The sequence below is a fragment of the Nocardia sp. NPDC059236 genome (genome assembly GCF_042754085.1).
Lineage (GTDB): Bacteria > Actinomycetota > Actinomycetes > Mycobacteriales > Mycobacteriaceae > Nocardia.
This window is the reverse complement of sequence record NZ_JBHZAF010000001.1, coordinates 36,932-60,848: the sequence shown is the minus strand read 5'-3', so window position 1 is coordinate 60,848 and position 23,917 is coordinate 36,932. Positions and strand designations below refer to the sequence as shown.

At 68.4% G+C, this 23,917-nt stretch carries 26 protein-coding genes; 15 read left to right on the top strand and 11 right to left on the bottom strand.

Translation table 11 applies throughout. The annotated features are described in order from the left end of the window. Positions 1-81: 81 nt before the first annotated feature. Entirely contained in the window at positions 82-486 is a 405-nt protein-coding gene (locus tag ACFXIV_RS00395; protein ID WP_379401555.1) for a hypothetical protein, read from the bottom strand. A gap of 221 nt (positions 487-707) precedes the next feature. On the opposite strand from ACFXIV_RS00395, the gene lexA reads away from it, so the two are divergent. Continuing rightward, on the top strand, positions 708-1,496 hold the full coding sequence (gene lexA, locus ACFXIV_RS00390) for a transcriptional repressor LexA (protein ID WP_379401554.1): 789 nt from the start codon (positions 708-710) through the stop codon (positions 1,494-1,496). A 70-nt stretch (positions 1,497-1,566) separates the two neighbouring features. Here the strand turns inward: lexA and ACFXIV_RS00385 are convergent, their stop codons facing one another. The 5 genes from ACFXIV_RS00385 to ACFXIV_RS00365 all read right to left on the bottom strand — a co-directional run bounded on the left by ACFXIV_RS00385 (position 1,567) and on the right by ACFXIV_RS00365 (position 6,448). Next, complete coding sequence (locus ACFXIV_RS00385; RefSeq protein WP_379384090.1) at positions 1,567-2,031, bottom strand: DUF2231 domain-containing protein; 465 nt, start codon at positions 2,029-2,031, stop codon at positions 1,567-1,569. A 130-nt stretch (positions 2,032-2,161) separates the two neighbouring features. After that, positions 2,162-2,953: a hypothetical protein gene (locus ACFXIV_RS00380; RefSeq protein WP_379401553.1), complete on the bottom strand. Its 792-nt coding sequence runs from the start codon at positions 2,951-2,953 to the stop codon at positions 2,162-2,164. 256 nt (positions 2,954-3,209) lie between these two features. Next, positions 3,210-4,808 carry an alpha/beta hydrolase gene (locus tag ACFXIV_RS00375; RefSeq protein WP_379401552.1) on the bottom strand — a complete coding sequence of 533 codons (1,599 nt, stop codon included), beginning with the start codon at positions 4,806-4,808 and terminating at the stop codon, positions 3,210-3,212. A 279-nt stretch (positions 4,809-5,087) separates the two neighbouring features. Beyond that, a complete protein-coding gene (locus ACFXIV_RS00370; RefSeq protein WP_379401551.1) occupies positions 5,088-5,396 on the bottom strand; it encodes a hypothetical protein in 309 nt (102 codons plus the stop codon). A gap of 104 nt (positions 5,397-5,500) precedes the next feature. Next, positions 5,501-6,448, bottom strand: coding sequence for an acyl-ACP desaturase (locus ACFXIV_RS00365; RefSeq protein ID WP_379401550.1), 948 nt, complete (start codon positions 6,446-6,448; stop codon positions 5,501-5,503). 505 nt (positions 6,449-6,953) lie between these two features. Between ACFXIV_RS00365 and ACFXIV_RS00360 the strand changes: the two genes are divergently transcribed. Continuing rightward, entirely contained in the window at positions 6,954-7,991 is a 1,038-nt protein-coding gene (locus ACFXIV_RS00360) for a YbhN family protein (RefSeq protein WP_379401549.1), read from the top strand. A 30-nt stretch (positions 7,992-8,021) separates the two neighbouring features. Here ACFXIV_RS00360 and ACFXIV_RS00355 read toward each other — a convergent pair whose 3' ends face one another. Beyond that, the gene (locus ACFXIV_RS00355) at positions 8,022-8,276 is read right to left on the bottom strand and encodes a hypothetical protein (RefSeq protein WP_379401548.1); all 255 of its coding nucleotides are present in this window, start codon (positions 8,274-8,276) and stop codon (positions 8,022-8,024) included. 92 nt (positions 8,277-8,368) lie between these two features. On the opposite strand from ACFXIV_RS00355, the gene ACFXIV_RS00350 reads away from it, so the two are divergent. Then, on the top strand, positions 8,369-8,722 hold the full coding sequence (locus ACFXIV_RS00350; RefSeq protein WP_379401547.1) for a YggT family protein: 354 nt from the start codon (positions 8,369-8,371) through the stop codon (positions 8,720-8,722). Here the strand turns inward: ACFXIV_RS00350 and ACFXIV_RS00345 are convergent. After that, positions 8,712-9,959, bottom strand: a complete 1,248-nt coding sequence (locus ACFXIV_RS00345; protein ID WP_379401546.1) for an MFS transporter — start codon at positions 9,957-9,959, stop codon at positions 8,712-8,714. The genes ACFXIV_RS00350 and ACFXIV_RS00345 overlap by 11 nt on opposite strands. A gap of 125 nt (positions 9,960-10,084) precedes the next feature. Here ACFXIV_RS00345 and ACFXIV_RS00340 point away from each other — a divergent pair, with 125 nt between their 5' ends. From ACFXIV_RS00340 to ACFXIV_RS00330, 3 genes are read left to right on the top strand one after another with little or no spacing between them, the layout of a single operon-like run. Continuing rightward, positions 10,085-11,017 carry a LysR family transcriptional regulator gene (locus tag ACFXIV_RS00340; protein WP_379401545.1) on the top strand — a complete coding sequence of 311 codons (933 nt, stop codon included), beginning with the start codon at positions 10,085-10,087 and terminating at the stop codon, positions 11,015-11,017. A gap of 29 nt (positions 11,018-11,046) precedes the next feature. Continuing rightward, the gene (locus ACFXIV_RS00335; protein WP_379401544.1) at positions 11,047-11,559 is read left to right on the top strand and encodes a DUF664 domain-containing protein; all 513 of its coding nucleotides are present in this window, start codon (positions 11,047-11,049) and stop codon (positions 11,557-11,559) included. A gap of 31 nt (positions 11,560-11,590) precedes the next feature. After that, positions 11,591-11,995: a VOC family protein gene (locus ACFXIV_RS00330; protein ID WP_379401543.1), complete on the top strand. Its 405-nt coding sequence runs from the start codon at positions 11,591-11,593 to the stop codon at positions 11,993-11,995. 13 nt (positions 11,996-12,008) lie between these two features. On the opposite strand, the gene ACFXIV_RS00325 is transcribed toward ACFXIV_RS00330, so the two are convergent. Beyond that, positions 12,009-12,986, bottom strand: coding sequence for an oxidoreductase (locus ACFXIV_RS00325; RefSeq protein ID WP_379401542.1), 978 nt, complete (start codon positions 12,984-12,986; stop codon positions 12,009-12,011). Between the two features lie 141 nt (positions 12,987-13,127). Here ACFXIV_RS00325 and ACFXIV_RS00320 point away from each other — a divergent pair, with 141 nt between their 5' ends. Then, a complete protein-coding gene (locus ACFXIV_RS00320) occupies positions 13,128-13,391 on the top strand; it encodes a hypothetical protein (protein WP_379401541.1) in 264 nt (87 codons plus the stop codon). Between the two features lie 290 nt (positions 13,392-13,681). On the opposite strand, the gene ACFXIV_RS00315 is transcribed toward ACFXIV_RS00320, so the two are convergent. Beyond that, complete coding sequence (locus tag ACFXIV_RS00315; RefSeq protein WP_379401540.1) at positions 13,682-14,458, bottom strand: GntR family transcriptional regulator; 777 nt, start codon at positions 14,456-14,458, stop codon at positions 13,682-13,684. Between the two features lie 155 nt (positions 14,459-14,613). Between ACFXIV_RS00315 and ACFXIV_RS00310 the strand changes: the two genes are divergently transcribed. The 8 genes from ACFXIV_RS00310 to ACFXIV_RS00275 all read left to right on the top strand — a co-directional run bounded on the left by ACFXIV_RS00310 (position 14,614) and on the right by ACFXIV_RS00275 (position 22,514). Next, a complete protein-coding gene (locus ACFXIV_RS00310; protein ID WP_379401539.1) occupies positions 14,614-16,062 on the top strand; it encodes an ABC1 kinase family protein in 1,449 nt (482 codons plus the stop codon). A gap of 245 nt (positions 16,063-16,307) precedes the next feature. Continuing rightward, positions 16,308-16,874: a DJ-1/PfpI family protein gene (locus ACFXIV_RS00305; RefSeq protein ID WP_379401538.1), complete on the top strand. Its 567-nt coding sequence runs from the start codon at positions 16,308-16,310 to the stop codon at positions 16,872-16,874. Between the two features lie 117 nt (positions 16,875-16,991). Next, a complete protein-coding gene (locus tag ACFXIV_RS00300; protein WP_379401537.1) occupies positions 16,992-18,134 on the top strand; it encodes a TDT family transporter in 1,143 nt (380 codons plus the stop codon). A gap of 160 nt (positions 18,135-18,294) precedes the next feature. Further along, positions 18,295-18,867, top strand: a complete 573-nt coding sequence (locus ACFXIV_RS00295; RefSeq protein ID WP_379384054.1) for an RNA polymerase sigma factor — start codon at positions 18,295-18,297, stop codon at positions 18,865-18,867. Then, the gene (locus ACFXIV_RS00290) at positions 18,864-19,559 is read left to right on the top strand and encodes a Rieske (2Fe-2S) protein (protein WP_379401536.1); all 696 of its coding nucleotides are present in this window, start codon (positions 18,864-18,866) and stop codon (positions 19,557-19,559) included. The genes ACFXIV_RS00295 and ACFXIV_RS00290 overlap by 4 nt, the downstream gene beginning before the upstream one ends. Before the next feature lie 114 nt (positions 19,560-19,673). Then, positions 19,674-20,165 carry a cupredoxin family copper-binding protein gene (locus ACFXIV_RS00285; protein ID WP_379401535.1) on the top strand — a complete coding sequence of 164 codons (492 nt, stop codon included), beginning with the start codon at positions 19,674-19,676 and terminating at the stop codon, positions 20,163-20,165. 68 nt (positions 20,166-20,233) lie between these two features. Then, positions 20,234-21,136 (top strand): metallophosphoesterase family protein, encoded by a 903-nt coding sequence (locus ACFXIV_RS00280; RefSeq protein WP_379401620.1) that lies wholly within the window; start codon positions 20,234-20,236, stop codon positions 21,134-21,136. A 160-nt stretch (positions 21,137-21,296) separates the two neighbouring features. Next, positions 21,297-22,514 (top strand): Ig-like domain-containing protein, encoded by a 1,218-nt coding sequence (locus ACFXIV_RS00275; RefSeq protein WP_379401534.1) that lies wholly within the window; start codon positions 21,297-21,299, stop codon positions 22,512-22,514. 105 nt (positions 22,515-22,619) lie between these two features. Here the strand turns inward: ACFXIV_RS00275 and ACFXIV_RS00270 are convergent, their stop codons facing one another. Continuing rightward, positions 22,620-23,846, bottom strand: coding sequence for a helix-turn-helix domain-containing protein (locus tag ACFXIV_RS00270; protein WP_379401533.1), 1,227 nt, complete (start codon positions 23,844-23,846; stop codon positions 22,620-22,622). Positions 23,847-23,917 lie beyond the last annotated feature (71 nt).

Genomic DNA, 23,917 nt, shown 5'->3' with positions numbered 1-23,917 from the left:
CATTTTCGGCCACGCCCATGGCCGTCGAGCTCTATCCCGAATAACGGCTATGACCGGGCAAATACCGCAGCAGCAGGCCCGCTATCGCACCGGCGCCTGGACCAACTGGACCGAGGACGGGGTGGTCTGCGAATCGAAGTCGCCGGAACGCAAGTGGGCCAGGCCGATCAGACCGGCCACGGCCAGCGCGCTCATCAACGCGGTGACGGCGAGGGCCGCGAGACCGATCTGGGCGCGCTGCACCCGATCCAGCGGATGCGCACCACGGGCGCGCCGGGCCGCGTGTCGCACGACGACATGGTCGCGTCGAACACCTGCGCCGGCGGCGGGCCGGACCCGCGCGCGGCAGGGGCGGCGGTCCAGGGCGGGACGGCCCGCGGCCGCGGGCGTGCCGGTCCGGAACCGATCCGAACGCAGCTCCGAAGGGATGCTGTCGAATCCCAGATCGCTTCCCAGAGTGTCGATTTCGCTGACCACGGCGCGCATCGAAGAAACCTCCAAAGTAGGGCGGACCGAATGATGCTGGACAACTGACTCGATCATGTGTTCGAAGAACTGATGTTCGAATTTCTACCACGGCCCATCGACAATGTCACTGATTTCCCGACATGCGTCGAACAGATGTTTGATCACACGCGTCACACGGACTACAGTCGAGACACGAGTTCCCCGGACGCACGATGAACTGCATCCGGGAACGAATTCCGGTGAGCGACAGCAGTGAACGGAGGACGGCGGCGGTGAGCGAACACGGCGGCGCGGATGGTGAGAACGGACCCCTTGGTCGCGACGGTGACGGCCCCCTGTCCGAATCGTCCGGTGTCGGCGCCGATCTGACCGTGCGCCAGCGCAAGGTGCTGGACGTCATCCGCACCTCGGTGCACGACCGCGGCTATCCGCCCAGCATCCGCGAGATCGGCGATGCCGTCGGCCTCACCTCGACTTCCTCGGTGGCACACCAGCTCCGGGCGCTCGAGCGCAAGGGCTATCTACGCCGCGACCCCAATCGCCCACGCGCCGTGGATGTCCGGGGCCTGGACGAGACGGCGATGCGCGCCACCGCCGGCGTGTCACAGCTGCGCGCGGTCAATACCGAGGCCGACGCCTCCGACGAGCACCCCGTTCCGACCTACGTCCCGGTGCTGGGCCGGATCGCCGCCGGTGGCCCGATCCTGGCCGAGCAGGCCGTGGAGGATGTCTTCCCGCTGCCGCGCGAACTGGTCGGCGAGGGTTCGCTGTTCCTGCTGAAGGTCGTCGGCCAGTCCATGATCGACGCCGCCATCTGCGACGGTGACTGGGTGGTCGTGCGTCAGCAGAACGTGGCCGACAACGGGGACATCGTGGCCGCCATGATCGAGGGCGAGGCCACCGTGAAGACCTTCAAGCGCACCGGATCCCAGGTGTGGCTGATGCCGCACAACCCCCTGTTCGAGCCGATTCCGGGCAATGACGCCCAGATTCTCGGCAAGGTCGTCACGGTCATCCGCAAGATCTGACCGTGCCCGCACTGCCGTGGCCCGGCGACCGCCCCGCAGACCGGCCGCCGGGTCACGACAGTCGTCTCCGTCAGTGGTTGAGCACGCCGTTCCACACCGCGTGCGCCCCCGAGTCCCCGACCCGGTAGGTCTGCCACCCGGCCGCCGCGCCGCTCGCGATCACCAGCAGTGCGATCACCGCCGGCACCGCCCGGCCCAAGGGCTTCCCGCGGCCGCGCCGCAGGTGCACGAAGACCAGTAGCACGGTCGAAACCAGCAGCGGCGCAACGAAATACAGCATCTGATGGCCGAGCCGTGCGTGCTCGTCCACCACCGGGGGATTACCGAGCTGCCGCTGGAACCACTCCCCCGCCTCCACGGTCACCGGCGTCAACGCCGTCACCAGTACCGCCAGGACGGCCGTCGGCCAGATCAACCGGCTGCGGGCCGCGGGCCATAGTGCGCACAGGATCAGCAGCCCCGCGGTCAGCGGGACCAGCACGACAATCACGTGCACCAGCAGGACATGGGCGGGCAGCCCATTGAATGTCGACATATATCGGCTCTTTCGAACTCGGCGAACGAAGCCCGGCGTACCAGAACAACGTAAGCCGGGCCCGGCCGGTTCGGTTCGGACCCACGGTCGTCCGGCGAGTTCGGATCGGGACCGTGGGTCGCGCGAGCAGTCAGTCGGTTTCGGTGGGCACCACGATGCGGGAGATGAGCTGAGTGGGCGCCTCGTCGTGTCCGGGCATCGGCTGGGCGGCGACCGGCGCGGCGCCCTTCGGGGCGACGGTCTCGGGCGCCGCGGACGCGGCAGGCTTGAGCGCCGCGGGCTCGGGGGCGGCGACCGCCTCCGGCGCGGGAACCGGTAGCACATCCACGATCTGGGGGGCCGGCTTGTCCTGGGCGGGCGTCGCGGGCAGATCCGGCATGGAGGCCAGCGCAGCGGCCGGGTCCAGGTCGCGGGCGGCGGGTGCGTCGGAGTTCAGCGCGGCCAGGCGGCGGGCCCGCAGGTCGCCGCTGAGCGCCGTGGTCACCTGATCCGGCGATGCGGCGGGGGCCTGGACGATACGGCGGGTAGGGACGTCCTCGACCGGCGCGGCCTCGGCCCCGCTCGGCAGGCCGGTGCCGGCGACGAAGCCGAGCACCTCGTACTGCGTGCCGATCGTCATGACGGCCGAGTTCTTATCGTGCGCAATGTATCCCTGGTTGGTGCCCATGACGCGGCGCAGCGACTCCAGCCAGCGATGGTCGAGGACCCGGCAGTCGGCCCAGGGGAAGTACTCCAGCCCGGTCCGTAGATAGAAGCGGTCGCCGATGCGTGCACCGCGCAACAGCTCCAGCAGCCAGGCATCGATGAGATTCGGCTGCGCATTGCGATAGATGCGGGACTGCGGGGGCACGGAACCGTTCGCGAATTCCCCGAAGGAGTTCAGCAACTCACCCGGAAACTCTTCTAACTTCCCAAAACCCACGACATCTAAACCAAGAAGTTGCTCTGGAAGTTGGGCGGCGATCCTGCGCTCGTCGTGCAGTTTGAACTTTCTATTGATGTTCTCAGTGCGCATTTGTCTCCGACTTCCCATTCCAACCTGGACGGAACCCTAGCATGAACCCGACCGTTTCAAACCAGTTTGGTCGGCCGCCCAGAGCCATGGTACGGACACTCCCGCAACCAATCCGCAACCAGTAGTTACGGCTATCACGACGCAACGAACCGCCCGTTCGGGATCATTGGCCATAGCGTCCGGCGATGATTTCCCCCTGATGCCACAGGCCCGGATTCGCAGGCTCCCAGTAGTTTCCGTGTGACACGACATCGAACGGCAGGGCCCGCAACACGGGAAGGTCGATAGTGGCCCCGGAAGAAGTGAAAGCCGTTGCGCGAAATTCGCGATCGACCGGATCGACCCCATGGAGAAACTGTCCGAACTTGGGCACCGGATCAGCGGGGTCGGCAGTGGCATAGACATGCGCACCGTTGTGGCCCGCAGGAATACCCGTCAAACGCAATTTCGAAACATCATCAACACCCACCCCAGGACTTCCCACGAACACCACATCGTCGGCCGCCAGAGAGTTCGCTCCGCTGGCCGCAGCTCCGATCACGGCGCTCCCGTAGCTGTGCCCGACGACCGTCTGATGGGCCGCGAGTCCCGGGTGGCCGGCCCGCAGGCCACTCTCGAACCGATCCAGCGCGGGCGCGCCCGCCCGAGCCCGGCGATCACGCACCGCCTCGGCCAGATCCGGCGGTGCGTCGTACCCGTACCACGCGATGACCGATGTCCGCGCGGCCGGATCGGCTCGCTCGGCCGCATCGAGTAGCGCCCGCGCGCGGTCGACCCCGACACCGATATCGGTCAGCGACGATCCGGTACCGGGAACGAAGGTCGCGACATTGACCGCGAGATCCGGATTGTTCAGTGCGATCGCGCCGTGCCCGTGCCGGTCCACCGCCAGCACCAATCGGCCCGAGCCCGGATCCCCGGCCTGATTGGCGAGCGCCGCGTACCCGGCATCGCGCTGCTGCGCCTCCTCCCGCGCGGCTTCCCACTCCCGCAACCGAATCCAGCCCGCGCTGGTGGTCGGCAGGTTCTGGTGCCGCGTCCAGTCCCGGTGCCGGTCGGCCAGCCGCCGATCCTCCGCCGCGGCCTCGGCCCGCAACCGTTGTAAGGCGATCCGGTTGTAGTGGTCGCGGGCCAACGCCGGCATCCCATCGCGGTCCCCGAGCAACGGATCGGCGGCGAACAGCGCGTCCTGATCCGCGGGTGTCAGCGACTTCCACAGCGCGCAGAGCACTGTGGGGTCTTCCGGAAGACTCGCGGTCCCGTCGAGAATCCCGGCGACCCGAGTGCTCGGCCCGCCACCCGTCGGATCCACGGCCAACCCCGCCAGCGCCTCCGCCACCGCGCCGAGGCGGGCCCCAACCCGCTCGTCGATCTCCCCCGCGAGATCCAGCAGGGGCACCAGCCGGGCCTGCACCTGCTTCGCCTTCGCGTCGAAGCCCGCCTGGAAGATCAAGTCCAGCGCCGAGTTCCCGGTATCGGAGCGCGGCCCGCGGACCGTGCCGTCCTCCGCGATCCGGCAGCCGGTGGCCCGCGCCTCGTCCGCGAGCTGCCCGACCAGCGCGCACACTCGCTCGAGCGCGCCCGCCTCGGCGAACGCGTCGGCGATGTCGAGCAGTGCCGCACCGATATGGTTCGCCGCCAGCTGCGACTCCCATGCCCGCAGCGCGGCCGCCGTCCCCGCCGCCCCCTGCCACCCGGCGACGGTGACATCGGCCAGGCGCCCCACCCGCGTCATCGCCCCGGAGAACGCCGAATCAGCCACCGCCACACCGGAACTGGCGCGGATCGCAGCTCCCGGCTCCCACCCTCGCACTTGCGAAAACCCCGCTCGCACCAACGCGCCTCCCCACACAATCTCTTCCGATTCACGAAACCTGCACTGCCGCCGGGCGCAAGCGTCCCGCGCTGGGCGCCCGACTCCGTCCAGCGCGCCACTGGTCACCCTCGGCGAGGAACGCCGCATCGGTAGGTGCCAACGGCGAATACCGTTCAGCAGGAGGCGAGTTCGTTGTTCGTGCGGCCGCCGGACCGGCGGGGCCGGTCAGGAAGCGCCGTGCAGGTAGCCGTCCAGCTGGGTTTCGAGGGCTAGTTCGGTGGCCTCATACGTGGTTGCGGTACGGGCGGTGGTGTCGGCGAAGGTGTGGAGGTGGTTGGCCAGCCTGCGGAGGGTAGCGAGGAGTGGGTCGCCGACGGTGACGGCGGCAGCGCCGATCGCGGAATTCGGCATGGCCCGACCGACTTTCGCGATCAGGTCGACCGGGTCGATGGCCGAGATGGCCCCGGCTTCGGAGTGGATGCCCGCCGCCATGATTCGAAGCGCCGTGATGTCGGCGCGCAGCATGTCTGTCATGCCTCCCCCTTCGTGTGGACCACACCCTAGCGGCGGCGGGACGGGAGGGCTCGGCGAAAAGACGGGGGCTGTGGACAGCGCGGTGGCTGTTCACATGGGTGGGTTCAGGTGGTCGCGGCGGCCCGGCGGGCGGCATCGCGGGCCAGCGCACGGTCGCGCTGCTCTTCGAACCGGACCACGTCCTTGCCGAGTTTGTCCAGGTACGTGGCCAGGCTGTCCCGGATCCGCTCGCCGCGCGCGGTGAAGTCGGTGCGCTCGAAGATGTTCCATTTGCGCAGCACCGGGAGGATCACCTCGTCGAGATGCTGGCGCAGATCGTAGATGCCGTGCTTGGCGATGAGGACGCTGTTGCGGCGGAAGTCGGGCATGCCGGCGCCGGGCATGCGGAAGTTCTCGATGACCGCGGCGATCGCCGCGAGGGCGTCGTCGGGGACCAGGTCCAGGGCCGCGCCGCAGATATTGCGGTAGAAGACCATGTGCAGGTTCTCGTCGGTGGCGATACGGGCGAGCAGACGGTCGGCGACCGGATCGTGGCAGGCCTTGCCCGTATTGCGGTGCGAGACACGGGTGGCCAGCTCCTGGAACGTCACGTAGGCGACGCCGTGCAGAACGGCGTGGTCACCGGTGCCGGTGGGGTCGTCTACACCGGTCCCGACACAGATCATGCGGGCGTGCTCGAGCGCCACCGGATCGACGCCGCGGGTGACCACCAGGTAGTCGCGCATGGCGATCCCGTGCCGGTTCTCCTCGGCGGTCCAGCGGTCCACCCAGGTGCCCCAGGCGCGCTCGCGGGTGAACGATTCGGAGATGAGCCGGTGGTAGGAGGGCAGATTGTCCTCGGTGAGCAGATTGGTGATCATGGCGGCCCGTGCCGCCGGGCTGAGCCGGGACTGCCCGGGTTCCCAGTCGATTCCGCCCAGGGCGGCGAAGTTGCGCCCCTCGTTCCAGGGCACGTAGTCGTGCGGATGCCACTCCTTGGCCACCGAGAGATGCCGGTTCAGATTCGCTTCCGCCACCGGTTCGAGTTCGGCAAGCACTGCGCTCGCGGTCATGGAATTCGCCACGTCGTGTCCCTGCCCTACGACTTGATCTCGGCACTCCCCATTGCCAGCGAGCCTACCCGGATCTGCGGTGAATCGCCCTGGCGCTCTTGGAAGACGACCGTTCTGTCGATTAGCGGAACCCGGGTGATCGATACCGATGGCCTGTAAAGATTTTCTCCGTCTGCAACACCGCACTCGTTTTCGATCTTCAAATCGTGTTCAATGAACCCGGCAATCCATTGCCTTCGGTTCGAATCACCGATGGGTCCGCGACTGTGGTCCGGACCAGGTAGTCCTCGCCCGCCAGGTGCCGGCTACACCCAACGCCAGCAGAACGACCAGCCCGATAGGAAGCGCCGGTCCGGCAGCGCCGTGATCACGAGGCTGGTCCCCGGCAACACGCCACGGACCAATCGGGCGACGCGAGTCGACGCGCCACCGACCGGGTTGATGTTGATCTGTGCAAATGCGATTCACCGGCGAAAGAAGATATCTGCGATACCTAGGAGGGCAGATGGCGGCCGTTCCCGCATCTGCGAGAAAGGCACTACCCACCATCGTCTTCACCGTGCTGGTGATGGCCGCGGCGTTCTGGCAGCGGGATGCGGTCCTGACCGGAGTCCACGCCCTCGCCGGAGCCGACCCGCGCTGGCTGCTCCTGGCCGCGCTCGCCACCCTCGCCCTCTGGCCCACCTCGGTTTTCATGCTGCGTGGTTCGATACCCGCCGACACCTCCGCCCGGCAGCTGTTCGCCCTCCAGCTCGCCGTGCCGGCCATCGGCTTGGTGCCCGCGGCCTCACTGCTGCTGCGGATGCGGTTTCTGCGCCGCACCGGACTCAGTCATGCCGGCGCGGTGGCGTCCATCGCGCTGATGGGTTTCGCCGCGCTGGTGGTGCGGGTTCCGCTGGTGGTGATCGCGGCGCTGGCCGCGCCGGGCCTGATGAGCCGCAATGGCGCGCAACCCCCGTGGCACGACCTGGGTACCCGCGCTTCGGCGTGGTGGCACCACCTGATCGGCGGAAATCTCTGGCACACAGCGGCGATCATGATCATCGCCGTGCTCGTGGGAGGCATCGTCCTGGCGGTGGCCGGCCGGGCGATGAACCGCCGGGTGCAGGCGCACGGCGGCTGGCGGCAGCTGCCCGCCCGCATGCGGCACGCGCGCTCGGACGCCGAACTGGCCTGGAAATCGGTGGCTGCCACCGCGGTCCGTCCCCGCCGCGCGGCGGCCCTCTGGATCTGTGCGCTGATCCAGCCGCTGCTCATGGTGGTGGCGCTGTGGGCGGTGCTGCACGCGGTCGGCGCGAACCTCAGCCTGCCCGACACGTTCGTGGTGGAACTGGTGACCGTGGCCCTGGCCCCGCTGCTGCCCTCTCCGAACGGGGTCGCCACCAAGGAGATCACCATCGCGGCCGGCCTCACCGCCGTCGCGGGCCTGACCGGCGGGGTGGCGGTCGGCGCGGCCCTGGGATTCCGGCTCCTCACCTTCTGGTGCCAGATCCCGCTGGGCCTCGCCTCCTTCGCCTACCTGAACCATCGCCGCGCCATCTGAGCGCGGCCCTCGGTTACCGATCTCGCGGTATCAGTTGCCGGTCTTGCAGTCGATGGTCGCGAACTTGGCGACCCCGCCCCACATGGTCTGTGCGACGCCCTGCGCCTGATACTTCCCGTGTTTGGCCTCCACCGTCACGGCGGGCAACTGCTCCCCCGCCCACGTCTGCGCGGTACAGGTGTAGGTCGGAACGGCGGCCTGGGCGGTCGCGGCATCGACGGCCGCCAGGGCCGGTGACATGGCGGCGACGGCCAGGGGCAGGCCGACCAGATACTTCTTGCTCACGGCGACTCCTTGTGCGATCTCGGGTGAGCTGGGCCAACAGCAGCCCAGATTCTCGCACGGCTGCGGCGAGCCCGCCGCCGAACCTGCGGAGCATGGTCGACGATGAGGGCACTTTCGCCGGCATTGCAGCGTTGATCACCCTGAGGGCGGCCACTACGAAGGAGTTCGCCATGTCATTCCTCGGTTCCCTGATCGGGCTCGCCCTGACGCTGTTCATGCTGCTGCTGCTGGCCCGCCTCATCATCGATTGGATCGGCGTGCTGGGCGACACCCCGCCGGCCCTGCGGAAGGCTCGGGATGTCGTCCATCGCCTCACCGAGCCGGTGATCGCGCCGGTGCGCAGGGTCCTGAAACCGGTCCGGCTCGGCGGCGTCTCGATCGACCTCGCCTTCACCGTGGTGTTCATCGCGGTGCTCGTGCTGCGCGCGATCGCCTTCAGCTTGTAGCGGCGGCCACGGGTTCCGCGGCGGGGAGGTCGGGAAAACTGTTGGGGCGCAACAGCGGAATCGTGGCGAGCATGAGTAGTCCGGCGAGCGCGATGGCGGTGCGGGGGCCGGTGAGGGCGGCGAGGAGGCCCCAGAGGGCCGTCATGGCCGCGGTATTCATGTTGCTGGTGATGGACCAGGCGGAGAGCATGCGGGTGGTGCGGTCGGGTGCCGCGCGTTCGAGGCGGAAGGTCGCGTAGACCGGGTTGAAGACTCCGCAGCAGGTGATTAGGCCGAATTCCACCACGATCACCACCAGCAGGCCGGCGAGGCCGGGGCCGATGCAGGCGAGGGCGGGCACCCAGCAGGCGCGCAGCATCCCGGCGGCGACGAGCACCCGGCGCTGACCGAACCGGCCGACCAGCGGTGTCGCCAGCCGCGAGCCGATCAGGCCGCCGAGGCAGGGAATGCCGAACGCGAGCCCGTACTGCCAGGGCGCGAAGCCGAGATCGCGCAGCATGATGACGGCCAGCAGCGGTTGGATCGCCAGGATCAGGCCGTTGACCAGGATCGTGTTGACGAACAGCGGCCGCAGCGCGCGGTGGGTCAGGATGTAGCGCCAGCCCTCGACCAGGTCGCCCATCCGGAAGCCCCCGCTCCCGCTCGGCGCGGGCTGCGGCTCACCGCCCGCGATGGCCCGAATTCCCAACGCGGACAACAGGAAGCTGACGGCATTGGCCGCCACGGTGACCACCGGTCCGAAGATTCCGATCGCCGCGCCCCCGAGCGGCGGGCCCAGCACGGACGCCGTCCACATGGTCGATTCGAATCGCCCGTTCGCCAGGAGCAGGTCCTCCTTGGGCAGCAGAGTTTTCAGGTATGCCCCCGACGCCGCCCGGAATGCGATGTCCGAGGCCGCGACGATCACCGAGACCACCACCAGCTGCGCGAAACTCAGCACGCCCGCCGCGAATGCCAGCGGCACGCTCAGCACCACCGCGAAGCGCACCACATCGGTGGCGATCATGACCGGCCGCTTGCGCCGGAATTCCATCCACGGCCCCAGCGGTATCGCCACCACCGCGCCCACCGCCAGTCCGGCGGCCGCCAGCAGCGACACCTGCCCGGGACCGGCGTGCAGGACCAGCACCGCGATCAAGGGGAAGGCGTCGAAGGCCAGCCACGATCCCGCCGTGCTCACCGCGAAGGCCGTCCACAACCAGCCGAATCCGCGTCCCAGTGACCGCCTGCCCGTCATACCGCCCGCCTCGTGCTGTCCCGCCGTCGTTGTCCGGCAAGATCGAAGCAGACCCGCGACCTCGGAATCAAACAACCGAGCCGCCCGCGAGCCACAACCGGACGTTGTGCGCATACCCTCGTCGCATGGATCTCGAGGCCGTGCGCACCTTCGTCGCGGTGGCGGACGCGGAACGTTTCCAGGACGCCGCCACGGATCTGTCGATCAGCCAGCAGGCGGTCTCGAAACGCATTGCGGCCCTGGAGAAGACGTTGGGCGCCCGGTTGTTCACCCGCACGGCGCGCGGCGCCCGCCTGACCCTCGACGGGCAGGCCTTCCTCCCCCATGCCCGCACCCTGCTCCACACCGCCGAACGCGCCCTGGCCTCGGTGATCCCGGGCCGGCGGGCGCTGCGCGTGGATGTGGTGGGTCGCCAGCTCGCCCCGGCCGGGCTGCTGCGCGACTTCCACCGCGCCCATCCCGATTTCGAACTGGACGTGGTGCGGCTCCCGCACGCGGGCGCGGCCATGGAGGCGCTGCTGGAGGGTTCCGTCGACGCCGCGTTCCGCTGTGTACCCGCGCCGGGGCACGCGCTGCCCGAGGGCCTGCGGGCGACGCCGATCTTCGACGAGCCACTGGAGCTGCTCGTCGGCCCGGCCCACCGGCTGGCCAAGGCGCGGACATTGTCGCCGGAAGATCTGGCCGGCCATCGCATCTGGATGCCGAGCCTGGTGAGCGGTACCGAATGGTCGGCCTATTACGCGTCACTCGCCGCGGCTTTCGATCTCACCATCGATTCGGTCGGCCCGAATTTCGGCCTGGAGCCGCTCCTGGACGCGGTCGCCGATTCCCCGGAGGTCGCGACGCTGGTCGGCGAGGACACCCGCTTCCTCTGGCCCGACACCCACGGTCTGCGGCGGGTGCCGTTGCGTGACCCCACACCCGTCTACCCGCACTCCCTGCTCCAGCGCGCGGCGGACCCCCATCCCACCCTGGCCGCGCTGCACGGCCATCTGGCCGGCGCGGTCGTGGACCTTCCCGGAACCTGGGTTCCGGATTGGGCGCGCGCCTCGGAATAACCTCCGGCCCGGGGTGATTGGATGAGGGCATGACGAGCGCTGACTTGCTGGTGGACGCATTCGGGCGGATCAAGGAGAACGTGCACGGCGCGGTGGACGGGCTCACCCCGACGGAACTGGCCGCGCGGCCGGACGGGGATGCCAATTCCATCGCCTGGCTGATCTGGCATCTGACCCGCGTGCAGGACGATCACATCGCGGACGTGGCGGGCCTCGAACAGGTGTGGACGGCGCAGGGCTGGGCGAAGCGATTCGACCTGCCCTTCGACGATTCCGCCACCGGATACGCGCACAGTTCCGCCGAGGTGGCGCGGCTCGACGGCGTTTCCGCCGACCTGCTGCTCGGCTACTTCGACGCGGTGCACGACCAGACCATCGGGTACGTGTCCACGCTCACCGACGCCGATCTCCCCCGCATCGTCGACACCCGCTGGGATCCGCCGGTCACCCTGGGAGTCCGCCTGATCAGCGTGGTCGACGACGATATCCAGCATTCCGGCCAGGCGGCCTACATCCGCGGAATGCTGTTGCGCCGCCGTTGATCTTGCTGCGGGACGCACGGAGAATGCGGATATGGCATTCACCGTGGACCGTTTCGATCATGTGGTCATCAACTGCCTCGACCCGGTGGCGACAGCCGACTGGTATGCCCGCGTGCTGGGCATGAGCGTGGAGCGGTTCGGCCCCGCCGGGCGGCTCGCGCTCACCTTCGGGAATCAGAAGATCAATCTCCGGCCGGTCGGCGCGCTGAACACCGATCCGAACTGGACCACCGGCGCCACCGAAGCCGCTGGGGCACAGGACCTCTGCTTCGTGACCACGGCCGCGCCCGAGGCGATCGCGGAGCACCTGACCGCGTGCGGCGTCGAGATCGTCAACGGCCCGGTGGTCAAGATCGGCGCGCTGGGTGAGATGGTCTCGCACTACTGCCGCGATCTCGACGGGAATCTCATCGAGATCGCGGTCTACCCGTCCTAGCTCCGGCCGCCGGTCAGGCCCACCGGTAGTCGACGCCGGTCAGCTCCGCGCTGAGCTCCCAGAGCTTACGAGCCTGGAATCGGCTGTAGGCGAGGGGATTTCGCAGGGTGCGGCGGGGATATCCGAAGGCCTCGAAGGCCGGGCCGCAGTAGGAGTTGCCGGCCAGGCCGGGCATGGTCGCCGCATACAGTTGCGGCAGCGCGCCCTTGGCGTCGGATTGCGCCAGCGAGAACAGCATTCGCTGCTGGACGGCCGCGAAGGCCGCCGCCACACCTTTTTCCGGGCCGGAATCGTAGAGATTCGTCGCCGACAGACCCGGGTGCGCGGCCACGGCGGTCAGCGTCGACCCGGCGGCGCGGGCCCGCCGCTGCAGCTCGGCGGTGAACAGGAGGTTGGCGAGTTTGGATTGGCTGTAGGCCAGCCAACGGCTGTACACCACACGCCAATTCGGATCCAACCAGTTGATGAGGCCGCCCCAGGCGGCGATCGACGACACGGTCACCACGCGCGCTTCGGGTGCACGCAGCAACTGGGGCAGCAGTAGTCCGGTCAATGCGTAGTGGCCCAGATGATTGGTGCCGAACTGCGCGTCGAAACCGTCGGCGGTGCGCTGATGCCGCGGCAGTGCCATCACGCCCGCATTGTTGACCAGGATGTCGATGGGTGTGCCGCGCACGTCGAGGTGGTCGGCGGCGCGGCGGATGGAGGTCAGGTCGGCCAGATCCAGCGGCAGCACTTCGGGTTTGGGGCCGGTGGCCGCGGCACCCACCTGCTCCAGCGCGGCCGCGGCCTTGAGCTCGTTGCGACAGGCGAGCAGGACGTGGGCGCCCTTGGCGGCCAGGGCTTCCGCGGTGCGCAGACCGAGTCCGCTGTTGGCGCCGGTGACCACGGCGGTCCGGCCGGTCTGGTCGGGGATGTCGTCGATGGTCCAGCGGCGCGCGAGCAGGGGCGGGCTGGTCACGGTCGGCCGGTCGGGCAGCGCCTCGGTCATGCGGTCGTTCTCCTCCTCGAATTTCCGTCTGAGACAATGTATCTGGTGATGCGGGACCGCGCAGTTCCGCGCGCGGAGTCGACTAGCCGGGACCGGATCCCGTCTCTATTCTGTCTGGGACAATCCAGGGGAGAGTTCATCATGCTCGCCACCATCATCGTTATCGTCGTCGTCGCAGTGGGAGCGATCGCCGCGGGCCTTGCCGCACTGATGCTGCGCGCCTGGGCCACAGCGGTTCTCGCCGGCGGCGGTTTCGCCGGGCGGCCACTGTCGAGCGCCGACATCGATGCGTTCATCGACAGCGCTACCTTCGCCGTCACCGTCCGGCGCGATTCTCCTCCCCGCCGCACCAGGTGTGGGCTCACCCGCGCCTGCCCCGCATCTACTGGGCCCTCATGTGGGTGACGAGCAAACCCCAGGTCGGGCGGGTGGCGCGTTTCCTCATCGACCACCCCGGTTTCCTCGGCGTGGCCCGGGAAGCGGCCGAGATAATGCCCCAACGTCGAGGACTCCAAACATATTGGGAGTCCCCGGAATACGATGGCCTCCACCACCCATATCGATGAGGAGACAGATCCATGACCGTCCATCCGCCCGCCGAGCCACCCACCAAAGGCAACCGGGTGATCCTGGCGGTGCTAGCGCTGGCCATCATCGGCGCGCTCGTGGCGGCGGCCATGGCGACCGCCGTCTGATCAGGCGGACGCGCTCTGCCGGTGCACCGCGGAATCCAGGCCCATACCCAGCAGTTCGTCGAATCTGGCCAGCACCTTCTCGTGGTACATGGCGAACAGATCCTCGAACAGCGCCAGCTGCGCCTGGGACGGACCGGACGTGGATTCCCACACCGCCAGCAGCGCCCGCCACACCAGTACGTGCAGATCGGCGGAGGCCGCGAAGAACGCCTCCACCGCCTCCGGCACCTCGAACACCATCTCCCCCACCGAATTGAGCACCGCGCGCTGCATGGTGTGGCCCAGATCGGTCAGCACCAGGCGCACCAGACCGACCTCGAGCTCGAGCATCCGGGTGCGGTCGGGTTCGGCGCTGCGGGCCTGGGTTTCGAGTTGGTCGACCGCGGCGGTCAGCACCGCGGGCTCGATGCCGCGGTCGGCGGCGGTGTAGTCGAGCAGTGCCTCCAGCACGATGGCGCGCTCGGCCGCCACGATATTGCCGAACATCTCCGCGGCCACCTCGGGCGCGTGCATGGACAGCCGGAACAGCCGCCGATACACATCCACCCCGCCAGCGCGGCGCACATCCCGGACGGTGAAACCGCGGCCGCGATGCGCGTCCACGAAGCCGTAGGACTCCAGGCGGCCCAGCACCAATTGCGCTGTGGCCCGGTTCATATCGAATTCCTCGGCGACCTGGCGGACCGACGGCATCAGATCACCGGGCGCGTAATCACCGGTCGCGACGCGGCGAGCGAGCTCGTCCGCGACATCGGACACGACCGTCTGGGCACCCATCGTGTCACCTTTCGACAACTTTCGGATACGTCCCAGACAGTTTAGACTTCCGTGTGCCAAACTGCACGTGCATGCGCCGTAGCGGGCCACTCATCGGACCTGGTGAGGGCCACACCGGACGCCGGCGCGGTGCCGCGCACACGACGAGGTGAGCAATGTCGATTCGGCGTATCGGGGAACGGTCGGGGGACGACGGGGGCAGGCCGCAGGCTCGCGGCGCGGTCCGCAATGCGCGAATCGCCAGTCTTCCGGTCGCATTCGCGGGCCGGCAGGCCGCCGGGGTCGGCAAGCGGGCCCTCGGCCGATCCGCGGCCGAGGTGGACTTCGAAATCCGGATGCGCACCGCCCAGCACATTTTCGAGGTACTCGGCGAATTGAAGGGCTGCGCCACCAAACTCGGGCAGTTGCTCTCGCTCTACGAACTCGCGCTGCCCTCGGAGATCGCGTCGCCGTACCGGACCGCGCTCACCCAGCTGCAGGATGCGGTGCCCACCATGCTGCCCGGCACCGTGCACGAGGCCATGGCCGCGGGCATGGGCGAGAACTGGCGCTGGCACTTCACCGAATTCGACGATCGGCGGGCCGCGGCGGCCTCCATCGGACAGGTGCATCGCGCGGTGTGGCGCGACGGGCGGCCGGTGGCGGTCAAGGTCATGTATCCGGGCGCGCACCAGGCGGTGCTCGCCGATCTGGAACAGCTGCGCCGACTCTCGGTGCTGGCCACGGTGTTCGCGCCCGGCGCGGACGTGCCCGCGGTGACCGAGGCCCTCTGCACCTGCGTGGCCGACGAACTCGACTACGCGGCCGAGGCCGACCATCAGCGGCGCTTCGCCGAGGCGTACGCGGACGATCCGGACTTCGCGGTGCCCGGCGTGATCACGCAGCGCGGCGATGTGATCGTGACCGAATGGCTCACCGGCACACCGGTTTCGCGGATCATCGAATCCGGTGCGCCCGAGGAGCGCAGCCGGGTCGGGATGCTCATCATCCGATTCCTGCTGTCGACCTGGTCGCGCACCGGCCTGCTGTACTGCGACCCGCACCCGGGCAATTTCCGGGTGCTGCCCGACGGGCGGCTGGGCGTGGTGGATTTCGGGGCCTGCACGCCCTGGCCGCCCCCGGGCTTCGAGGCGCTGGTGGGCGAGGTGATGGAGGCCGCGTTCAACGGCGGCATACCGGAACTGGATGCGGCGGTGCGGCGGCACGGCTTCGTGCGGCCCGGACGCAACTACGACGTGGCCGCCTTGGCCGAGGGGCTCGACGCGGTCGGCGAACCGCTCACCGTGCCCACCTTCCGGCTCACCACCGCCTGGCTGCGCGGCCACGTCCGCTCGGTGCTGGCGCCGCGGTTGTCCAATGTCCACCGGCAACTGGACATGCCCGCCTACTTCACCCCCTTCGCGCGCTCCTTTCTGACCGCGCTGGGCGTGGTGTGCCAATTGGAGACCGAGGGGCCCATCCGAGCCGAATTCGCGCGCTGGTCACCGGAATTGGCCGCGGTCTTCGACCGCTACGACACCCGCCACGCCCAGCCCACCGACCTGGCCGTCGTCCGGCACCTGCGCCCGCCGCCGCCGGATCGCCGTGCGTCGATCGTCGGCTGAACTCCCCACCATCGCAACGGGTCTCGCGCATCGGCCGATATGAACGACACTCCTGGTCTGCGCTCATGCCGGCCTGCCCGCGGTTCAGCTGTTCGGGGTGAGCGCGGGCGGCTGCCAGCTTCCATTGGCGGCGTCGCATGACCGCCGCGTCCGAATCGCGATACGGCACCGGGTCGTGCGATCAGGTGTTCCGAAAAGGGGTTGGGTGATGAGCGGTCTCGCTACCATTCATTGGGAGGTGCGCCATGACGAAGGTGCTCTTGATCACCGGGGATGCCGCCGAGGACCTCGAGGTGATGTATCCCTATCAGCGATTGCTGGAAGAGGGGTACGAGGTCGATATCGCGGCTCCGGCTCGGAAACAGTTGCAGTTCGTGGTGCACGACTTCACCGAGGGGTTCGACACCTATACCGAGAAGCCGGGGCGGACCTGGCCCGCTGATCTGGCGTTCGCGGAGGTTGATCCGAGTCGGTATGCGGCGCTGGTGATTCCGGGCGGGCGGGCGCCGGAGTATCTGCGCGGGGACCAGGACTGCCGGCGGATCGTCCAGCACTTCGCGGAAACGGACAAGCCGATCGCGGCGCTGTGTCACGGACCGCTGATCCTGGCCGCCGCGGGCGTGCTGCGGGACCGGTCCTCGAGCAGCTACCCGGCACTCGAACCCGATGTGGTGGCGGCCGGAGGGCAATGGGTCGACAGCCCGGACCATGTCGACGGCAATCTGATCACCGGGCGCGCCTGGCCCGATCATCCGCAGTGGATGCGCGCCTTCCTCGACGTGCTGCGCAAATCCGCTCCGCCCACCGCCTGACAATCCAGCACATGGTGGCGGCATAGAACAGGACCGGGATCGGGCATAGAACCGATCTATGCATCCATCGGATTGTGAGCGCTACCGGGGGAAGTGCCGGTCCGCGAGGGTTGAGGCATGACCACCGTAACCTTCCGCCGAACCGCTGCCGCAGCTCCCGCCGCACAGGTGAGCACCCCGACGGCTGCGGGCGAGGGGTGGCAGCCGCTGCGGTACCTGGCGCCGAACTGGTTCGCGGCGGTGATGGGCACCGGCATCATCGCCAATGCCGCCGCCACCCTGCCGATGCAGTTCCCCGGACTGAAGGGCGTCGCCACCCTGGTGTGGGCGCTGGCCGCGCTGCTGCTGACCGTACTGGCCGGGGCCTGGGTCCTGCACTGCCGGCGGTATCCGCAGGAGGCGCGGGCACACGGACTGCACCCGATCATGATGCAGTTCTACGGCGCGCTGCCGATGGCCCTGCTGACCGTGGGCGCGGGCACCCTGCTGCTCGGCAAGGACATCATCGGCACGACCGCCGCGGTGACCGTCGACTGGGTGTTATGGTCGGCCGGAACGGTTTTCGGGCTGATGACCGCCGCCGCCATCCCCTACCGGATGATCACCCGCCACACTTTCGATCCCGACTCGGCCTTCGGCGGCTGGTTGATGCCCGTGGTGCCGCCGATGGTGTCCGCCGCGCTGGGGGCGCTGCTGGTGCCGCACACTCCGGCCGGGCAGCTGCGGCTGACCATGTTCGTGGCCTGTCTGGCCATGTTCGGGCTGAGCCTGATCGCCTCGCTGGTCACCATCACCCTGATCTGGTCGCGGCTGCTGCATCACGGCCTGCTGCCGGCCGGAATGGTCGCCACCGTCTGGCTGGTGCTCGGTCCCCTGGGCCAGTCGGTGACCGCCGCGGGCAGCCTGGCCAATGTCGCCCCCGGCGTCGTGGATGACCGCACTGCCGCCGGGCTCGATGTCTTCGCCGTCCTCTACGGCGTTCCCACCTGGGGATTCGCCATGCTGTGGCTGGCACTGGCCATTGCCGTCACCCGGCACGCCCGCACCTCCATGCCGTTCAACCTGACCTGGTGGGGCTTCACCTTCCCGCTCGGCTGCTGCGTCACCGGCAGCACCGCGCTCTACCAGCACACCGGCGCCGACCTGTTCGCCGTCACCGCCGTGGGCCTGTACGCCCTGCTGGTCGCCGCCTGGGCCGTGGTCGCCGCCAGGACCGTGCACGGCGTGCTGCGGGGCGATCTGCTGCGACCCGTGCGCTGACAGCGCGATCAGCGCACGTCCCGGGTGGATCCGGCCGGATCCACCCGGGACGAATTCGTTGCGATACCACCGAAACGTCCCCGCTGTAACCCCGGGCGCTATCTACTGACAGACGTGAACACGCGTCGATGTATTCGTTGGATGCGGGAAGCGGCGGTTCATGGTGCGACGGGTCGAATCCGAGCACCGGACGCAGCCTGTCACGAGCTCGAGCTCGGGTCGGGAGTTGCGGCTGGTGTCCGGTGACAGCTACGCCAGCTGGGAAGCGGTGTACCGGGACAATGTCACCTGGGTGTACGCGTTGATGTTCGGCAAGGTCGGCAACCGGGCCGACGCCGAGGATCTCACCGCCGAGGTGTTCACGGCAGCGCTCAAACCGCTGCGCATCACGGCGAGCGCCCCGGAGGTACGGGCCTACCTGCGCGCCACCGCGCGCACGGTGCTGGCCGCGCACTGGAAGGCGCGAATGGGCCGGGAGATCACCACCATCGAGGGCGATATCCCCGATGAACCGCCCGAGGAGTTCCACGACTCCGGGGCGGAGGCCCGCGCCAAGGCGGTGCTGGCCGAACTCCCGGACCGCTACCGCCGCATTCTGGAACTGCGCTTTCTCCAAGGGCTTTCGGTCCGGGAGTCGGCGCAGAGCCTCGGTGTGACGGTGGCGAATGCGAAGGTGTTGCAGCATCGGGCGTTGCAGATGGCGTCCCAGCTGAATGAGCGAGGTGTGCGGTGAGCGGGCGGGAAGTGCGGCGGTTCGTCGACGAACTACTGGCCGGAAAGAAGTCCACGGGCTTCCGGCCCGATGAGGCCGAGGCCGAGGAGATGCGCACGGCCATCGAACTGCGGGCCGCGCGCCTGGGCAGCGACGCGCCCAGCGAGGAGTTCCTGAGCAGTCTGCAGCGCCGGCTCGCGGCCGAGATGGACGACGAGCCGACCCCCTTGCACCCGGCGAACGGTTACCGCCGCCGGAACCTGCTGATCGGCACCTCCGCGGCTGCGGCCGCGGCCACGGTCGGCGCCGTGGTGGATCGGACCCTGATCGGGCACGGGCAGCCGAGCTCCCCGCCCGCCGCCAAGCAGGCCCCGCTGTCCCCCAATACGGGCGCGTGGCTGCCGATCGCCCGCTCCACGGATCTGCCGGAGGGCGCGACGATCGCGTTCGATGTCGGCACCGTCAATGGATTCGTGCGCCGCGACAAGGGGAATCCGGTCGCGGTTTCCGGCGTGTGCACGCATCAGGGCTGCAAGCTGTGGCTCGACGCCCCGGCCGAGCGTCTGCGCTGCCCGTGCCATTCCACTTCCTTCTCCATCCAGGGCGAGGTGGTCACCCATCAACTGCCGGTGGCGCCCGCGCCCTTGCCCACCGTCCAGGTCCGCGAGAACAACGGCACCATCGAGGTTTTCGCTCCCACCGAACCCGCCTAGGCTCCAATAGTGCTGGTGCACAGCGGTTTCCGTCCCGTGTAACCCCCGCCCCTATCTATGGATGACCGGTTCGCAGCAGCGAACGGAACCATCCCGGATGGAGGCCCGGACCCCATGACACCCACCCGCAGCCGGCGGCGCGCAGCCGTCGCCGTCACCGTCGCCGCGGCAGCCCTGCTGACGGCGAGCGCGTGCAGCTCGAACGGCAGCGGCAAAGCCACGGACAATGCCGCCCCCGGCTTCACCTTCGCTTCCGGCACCGCTACGCCCGGCATGGTGCCGGACGGCAGCGGGCCGACCGGTATGCCCGGCATGTCCATGCCGAGCTCGTCCGCCCCGGCGGCGGCACCGGCCGGCCCGAATGCTGTCAACATCGACAATTTCGCCTTCGGGCCCGGCTCCCTGACCGTCAGGGTCGGCACCACGGTGACCTGGACCAACAAGGACGAGGAACCGCACACCGTGGTCGCCAACGACGGCAGCTTCCGCTCGCCGACGCTGGGCAACAACGCGACCTACACCTTCACCTTCTCGAAAGCGGGCAGCTTCGCCTATGTCTGCTCGATTCATCCCTTCATGCACGCGACCGTGGTGGTGACCCAATGAACACTCGCAACCCGGACGATCGGTACGCGGACTTCGAGGACGAGGACGCGGCCCGCGATCCGCAGAAGATGACCCGCCGCCAGCTCATGCGGCACTCCGCCTGGTTCGGCGCGGCCGTGGGCCTGGCGGTGGTGGGCGGCGAGGTGGTCTCGCACGTGGCCGGCACCGCGCTGGCCGCGCCCGCCCGGCCCACGCTGCGGTTCGCTCAGGTCAGTGACAGCCACATCGGTTTCACCGGTACCGCCAACACCAGCGTGACCGATACCTTCACCGAGGCCATCTCACAGGTGAATTCGCTGGGCTACGAGCCCGACTTCGTCATCCACACCGGCGATCTCACGCATCTGGCCACACAGGAGCAGTTCGATCAGGTCCATCAGATGATGCAGGGGTTCAAGACCCCGCACGTGTTCACCGTTCCGGGAGAACACGATTCGAGTGATGACGGCGGTTCCCGATACCGGTCGACGTTCGGGAACGGCACGCGCGGGGGCGGCTGGTACAGCTTCGATATCGCCGGCGTCCACGTGATCGGGCTGGTGAATACGCTCAATCTCAAGGATCTCGGGCACCTCGGGCAGGATCAGCTGGACTTCGTGCAGAAGGACGTGGCCGGATTGTCCAGTGACACACCGATCATCGTGTTCAGCCACATTCCGCTGTTCGCCATGTACCCCCAATGGGGCTGGGGCACAGACGATGCCACCCAGGCGCTCAGCTATATGAAGCGGTTCTCCTCGGTGACCTGCCTCAACGGCCATGTGCACCAACTGTTCACGAAGACCGAGGGCAATGTGACGTTCTACAGCGGCACCACCACGGCGTATCCGCTGCCGAAACCCGGTGACGGGCCGGCACCCAAGCCGGTGACGCTGCCCGCGGGCAAGCTGCACGATGCCCTCGGCATCCGCGAAGTCACGTATCAGAAGGGTCAACAGCAACTCGCTATCAAAGAACAATCGCTGAAATGACCACTGCCCAACGGCGTGTCGCGCGCAGATCTCACATCGTTGTCATTTCGTCAGCATGACCTGGCGATGGAAGATCAGAAACGGAGGGTAATCTACTACGCTGGGCAGTAACAAGATGCTGTGCAGCAGTGCGGCGCACGGCGATTACAGGAGGGAAGCTATGCCACCCCGCCGTTTTCGGACGAACGCCGCAGCGAGCGTATTGATCGCATTGGTGCTGGTGCTGGCGGCCTGCTCGTCCAATCTCCCGAGCGGGAATGTGGGTCCGCGCACTCCGGTCGCGCAGTCCATCACCATCACCCCCGCACAGGGCACGGACAAGGTGGATCCGTCGGCGCCGGTGAAGGTGAGCACCTCCAGCGGCGTGCTGACCGATGTGACGCTCACCAATGAGGACGGCAAGGTCATCGAGGGCACCTACACGCCGGACAAGACGGCATGGAAGCCGAACGATCAGCTGGGCTACAGCCGCACGTACACGCTGAAGGCCTCGGGCATGGACGTGACCGGTCCCACCGGCCCGGTCACCTCCAGCTTCACGACCATCGCCCCGAAGAATCAGACCAAGGTGTATCTGAACACCACGGGCGGGCAGGCGATCGTCGACGGCAACAGCTACGGCGTGGGCATGGTCATCGTCGCGCACTTCGACGAGGACATCCCCGACCGGGCCGCGGCGCAGAAGCGTCTGGTCGTCACCACCGATCCGCCGGTCGACGGCGCCTGGTACTGGATGGACAACCGCAATGCGCACTGGCGGCCCAAGGAGTACTGGAAGACCGGCACCAAGGTGAGCGTGGCGGCCAACCTCTACGGCGTCGAGGTCGGCAACGGCCTGTTCGGCCAGGAGGACTCCAAGGCCAACTTCGTGATCGGCCCGTCGCACGTGTCGATCGCCGACGACAACACCCATCAGGTGCAGGTGTTCGAGAACGGTCAGCTGATCCGCACCATGCCCACCTCCATGGGCCGCGGCGGCAGCGAGACCATCGCGGGCAAGACCTTCACGTTCTGGACCATGCCCGGCACCTACACGGTCATGGACAAGGCCAACCCGGTCATCATGGACTCCTCCACCTACGGCCTGCCGGTCAATTCGCGGCTCGGCTACAAGGAGGCCATCAGCTGGGCCACCCGCATCAGCACCGACGGCATCTATCTGCACGAGCTGGATTCCACGGTGTGGGCGCAGGGCAATACCGACACCTCACACGGCTGCCTCAACCTCAATGCCGAGAACGCGCAGTGGTTCTTCAACTTCGCGAACCCCGGCGACGTGGTGGAGGTGCACAACACCGGCGGCGCACCGCTCGAGGTGTGGCAGAACGGCGACTGGACGCTGAGCTGGGATCAGTGGGTTCAGGGCTCTGCGCTCTGATCGAATACATCCGAAGGCCCCTCTCACCAGCGCAACCGCCGGACAGGAGGGGCCTTCGTCGTTAGCGCTGTAGCTCCAGCTGTAGCTTACGGGCGGGGCGGGCACTCACGCCCGGATGCCGACCTTCCCAGCAAGCTCCCGGACCTCCGCGCGCATCGCCGTGGGAGGCGAGGCCACCAGGGTGAGGATCATGTCCCGCGCGAACCCGTTGTAGCGGATCGTCTCGGGCGCGGTGCGCTCGGCGGCGGCGAGCATCGCCAGCACCCCCGCGCTCTCGCCGCGCTGAGAGTAGGCGCGCGCCACCTCGATCTGGTGCCGGCCGCGCCGCGGCACCGAAACGATCTGGTTCACGTCGATGGACCGGGCCGCCTGCAGCGCCTCGCCCGCACGCCGCAACTCGACACCGAGAGTCGTCGCGTGCGCGGCCATCACGGGCTGGCTGAAGCTGGTCTGCACATGCCGATAGGTCGGGCCGAGCTGGTGCGCAACCTGGTCGGCGGTCTCCCAGTGCGCCCACGCGTCGCCGTACCGGCCGCGCCGGGCGTAGACGTAGGCGATCTCGAATTCCAGCGCCCCGGCGATGCCGTGCCAATCGTCCGGCGTTTCCTCGCGGCCGAGGTACGGGGATATCTGTTCGATGGCGTTGCGGGCCAGCCCGATTGCCTCCTCCCAGCGCCCCGAGTCGCGCAGTGACTGCACCATGGCCCACGCGCTGCACGCGATCACGTACGGATCGTCGGCTTCGTAGCCTTCGTTCATGGCGCGGTCGGCGACCAGCCAGACCAGCTCGGGCGCAGGCTGATAGGCGACATAGAAGTCAGCGAGCTGGTAGACGCCCGCGAGGTTGCGGCGCCCGGCGCGGCGGTCCTCGCCCGTGCGGGCGGAGGACTGCGCGTCACGGATCAAGCCGGGCAGCAGCGCGCCCAACTGCGACCGGTGGTCTGGGCTGGAATGCCGGATACGCCACGCCTTCCGGAGTCGCTCGGCGAGATGGGTGTCGCTGACCGGCCGCGCGCCGGGCATGAGCCGGTAATCGGTCAGCGCGGCCTGGACTTCAGTCAGGGCATTGTGCCGCTCGCCGGAGAATGCGGCCACAGGCACCGCGTGATCGTCGCCGGTGAGCACCGCCAGATCATCGAGGCCCAGGGCGCGGGCGATGCGTAGCAGCATGTCGAGACTCGGCGTGCGCTGTATCTTGCCGTTCTCCAGAGCCTTCAGCCACTCGGCCGAGCGCCCTATCTGTGCGGCCAGCAGAGGGCGTGCCATGCCCGCCCGCTCGCGGTACGACCGGATCCGCTGCCCGATCTTCATAACGCCATCTGGACTGTTCATGATGGTTCACCCCTCCACGCGGTTACCACTTTTCCAGCGTAGGGCATGGGGTACGTTCGTACCTGTTGTTC

Bases quoted from the DNA above. Each gene is read 5' to 3' on its own strand.
- ACFXIV_RS00365 (WP_379401550.1), bottom strand. From the start codon at position 6,448: ATGACCGCGAGCGCAGTGCTTGCCGAACTCGAACCGGTGGCGGAAGCG.
- ACFXIV_RS00340 (WP_379401545.1), top strand. From the start codon at position 10,085: ATGGATCTCGAGGCCGTGCGCACCTTCGTCGCGGTGGCGGACGCGGAA.
- ACFXIV_RS00305 (WP_379401538.1), top strand. From the start codon at position 16,308: ATGACGAAGGTGCTCTTGATCACCGGGGATGCCGCCGAGGACCTCGAG.
- ACFXIV_RS00295 (WP_379384054.1), top strand. From the start codon at position 18,295: ATGGTGCGACGGGTCGAATCCGAGCACCGGACGCAGCCTGTCACGAGC.
- ACFXIV_RS00345 (WP_379401546.1), bottom strand. From the start codon at position 9,959: ATGACGGGCAGGCGGTCACTGGGACGCGGATTCGGCTGGTTGTGGACG.
- ACFXIV_RS00300 (WP_379401537.1), top strand. From the start codon at position 16,992: ATGACCACCGTAACCTTCCGCCGAACCGCTGCCGCAGCTCCCGCCGCA.
- ACFXIV_RS00270 (WP_379401533.1), bottom strand. From the start codon at position 23,846: ATGAACAGTCCAGATGGCGTTATGAAGATCGGGCAGCGGATCCGGTCG.
- ACFXIV_RS00285 (WP_379401535.1), top strand. From the start codon at position 19,674: ATGACACCCACCCGCAGCCGGCGGCGCGCAGCCGTCGCCGTCACCGTC.
- ACFXIV_RS00395 (WP_379401555.1), bottom strand. From the start codon at position 486: ATGCGCGCCGTGGTCAGCGAAATCGACACTCTGGGAAGCGATCTGGGA.
- ACFXIV_RS00370 (WP_379401551.1), bottom strand. From the start codon at position 5,396: ATGACAGACATGCTGCGCGCCGACATCACGGCGCTTCGAATCATGGCG.
- ACFXIV_RS00315 (WP_379401540.1), bottom strand. From the start codon at position 14,458: ATGGGTGCCCAGACGGTCGTGTCCGATGTCGCGGACGAGCTCGCTCGC.
- ACFXIV_RS00350 (WP_379401547.1), top strand. From the start codon at position 8,369: ATGGTCGACGATGAGGGCACTTTCGCCGGCATTGCAGCGTTGATCACC.
- ACFXIV_RS00325 (WP_379401542.1), bottom strand. From the start codon at position 12,986: ATGACCGAGGCGCTGCCCGACCGGCCGACCGTGACCAGCCCGCCCCTG.
- ACFXIV_RS00320 (WP_379401541.1), top strand. From the start codon at position 13,128: ATGCTCGCCACCATCATCGTTATCGTCGTCGTCGCAGTGGGAGCGATC.
- ACFXIV_RS00385 (WP_379384090.1), bottom strand. From the start codon at position 2,031: ATGTCGACATTCAATGGGCTGCCCGCCCATGTCCTGCTGGTGCACGTG.
- ACFXIV_RS00280 (WP_379401620.1), top strand. From the start codon at position 20,234: ATGACCCGCCGCCAGCTCATGCGGCACTCCGCCTGGTTCGGCGCGGCC.
- ACFXIV_RS00330 (WP_379401543.1), top strand. From the start codon at position 11,591: ATGGCATTCACCGTGGACCGTTTCGATCATGTGGTCATCAACTGCCTC.
- ACFXIV_RS00360 (WP_379401549.1), top strand. From the start codon at position 6,954: ATGGCGGCCGTTCCCGCATCTGCGAGAAAGGCACTACCCACCATCGTC.
- ACFXIV_RS00275 (WP_379401534.1), top strand. From the start codon at position 21,297: ATGCCACCCCGCCGTTTTCGGACGAACGCCGCAGCGAGCGTATTGATC.
- ACFXIV_RS00335 (WP_379401544.1), top strand. From the start codon at position 11,047: ATGACGAGCGCTGACTTGCTGGTGGACGCATTCGGGCGGATCAAGGAG.
- ACFXIV_RS00310 (WP_379401539.1), top strand. From the start codon at position 14,614: ATGTCGATTCGGCGTATCGGGGAACGGTCGGGGGACGACGGGGGCAGG.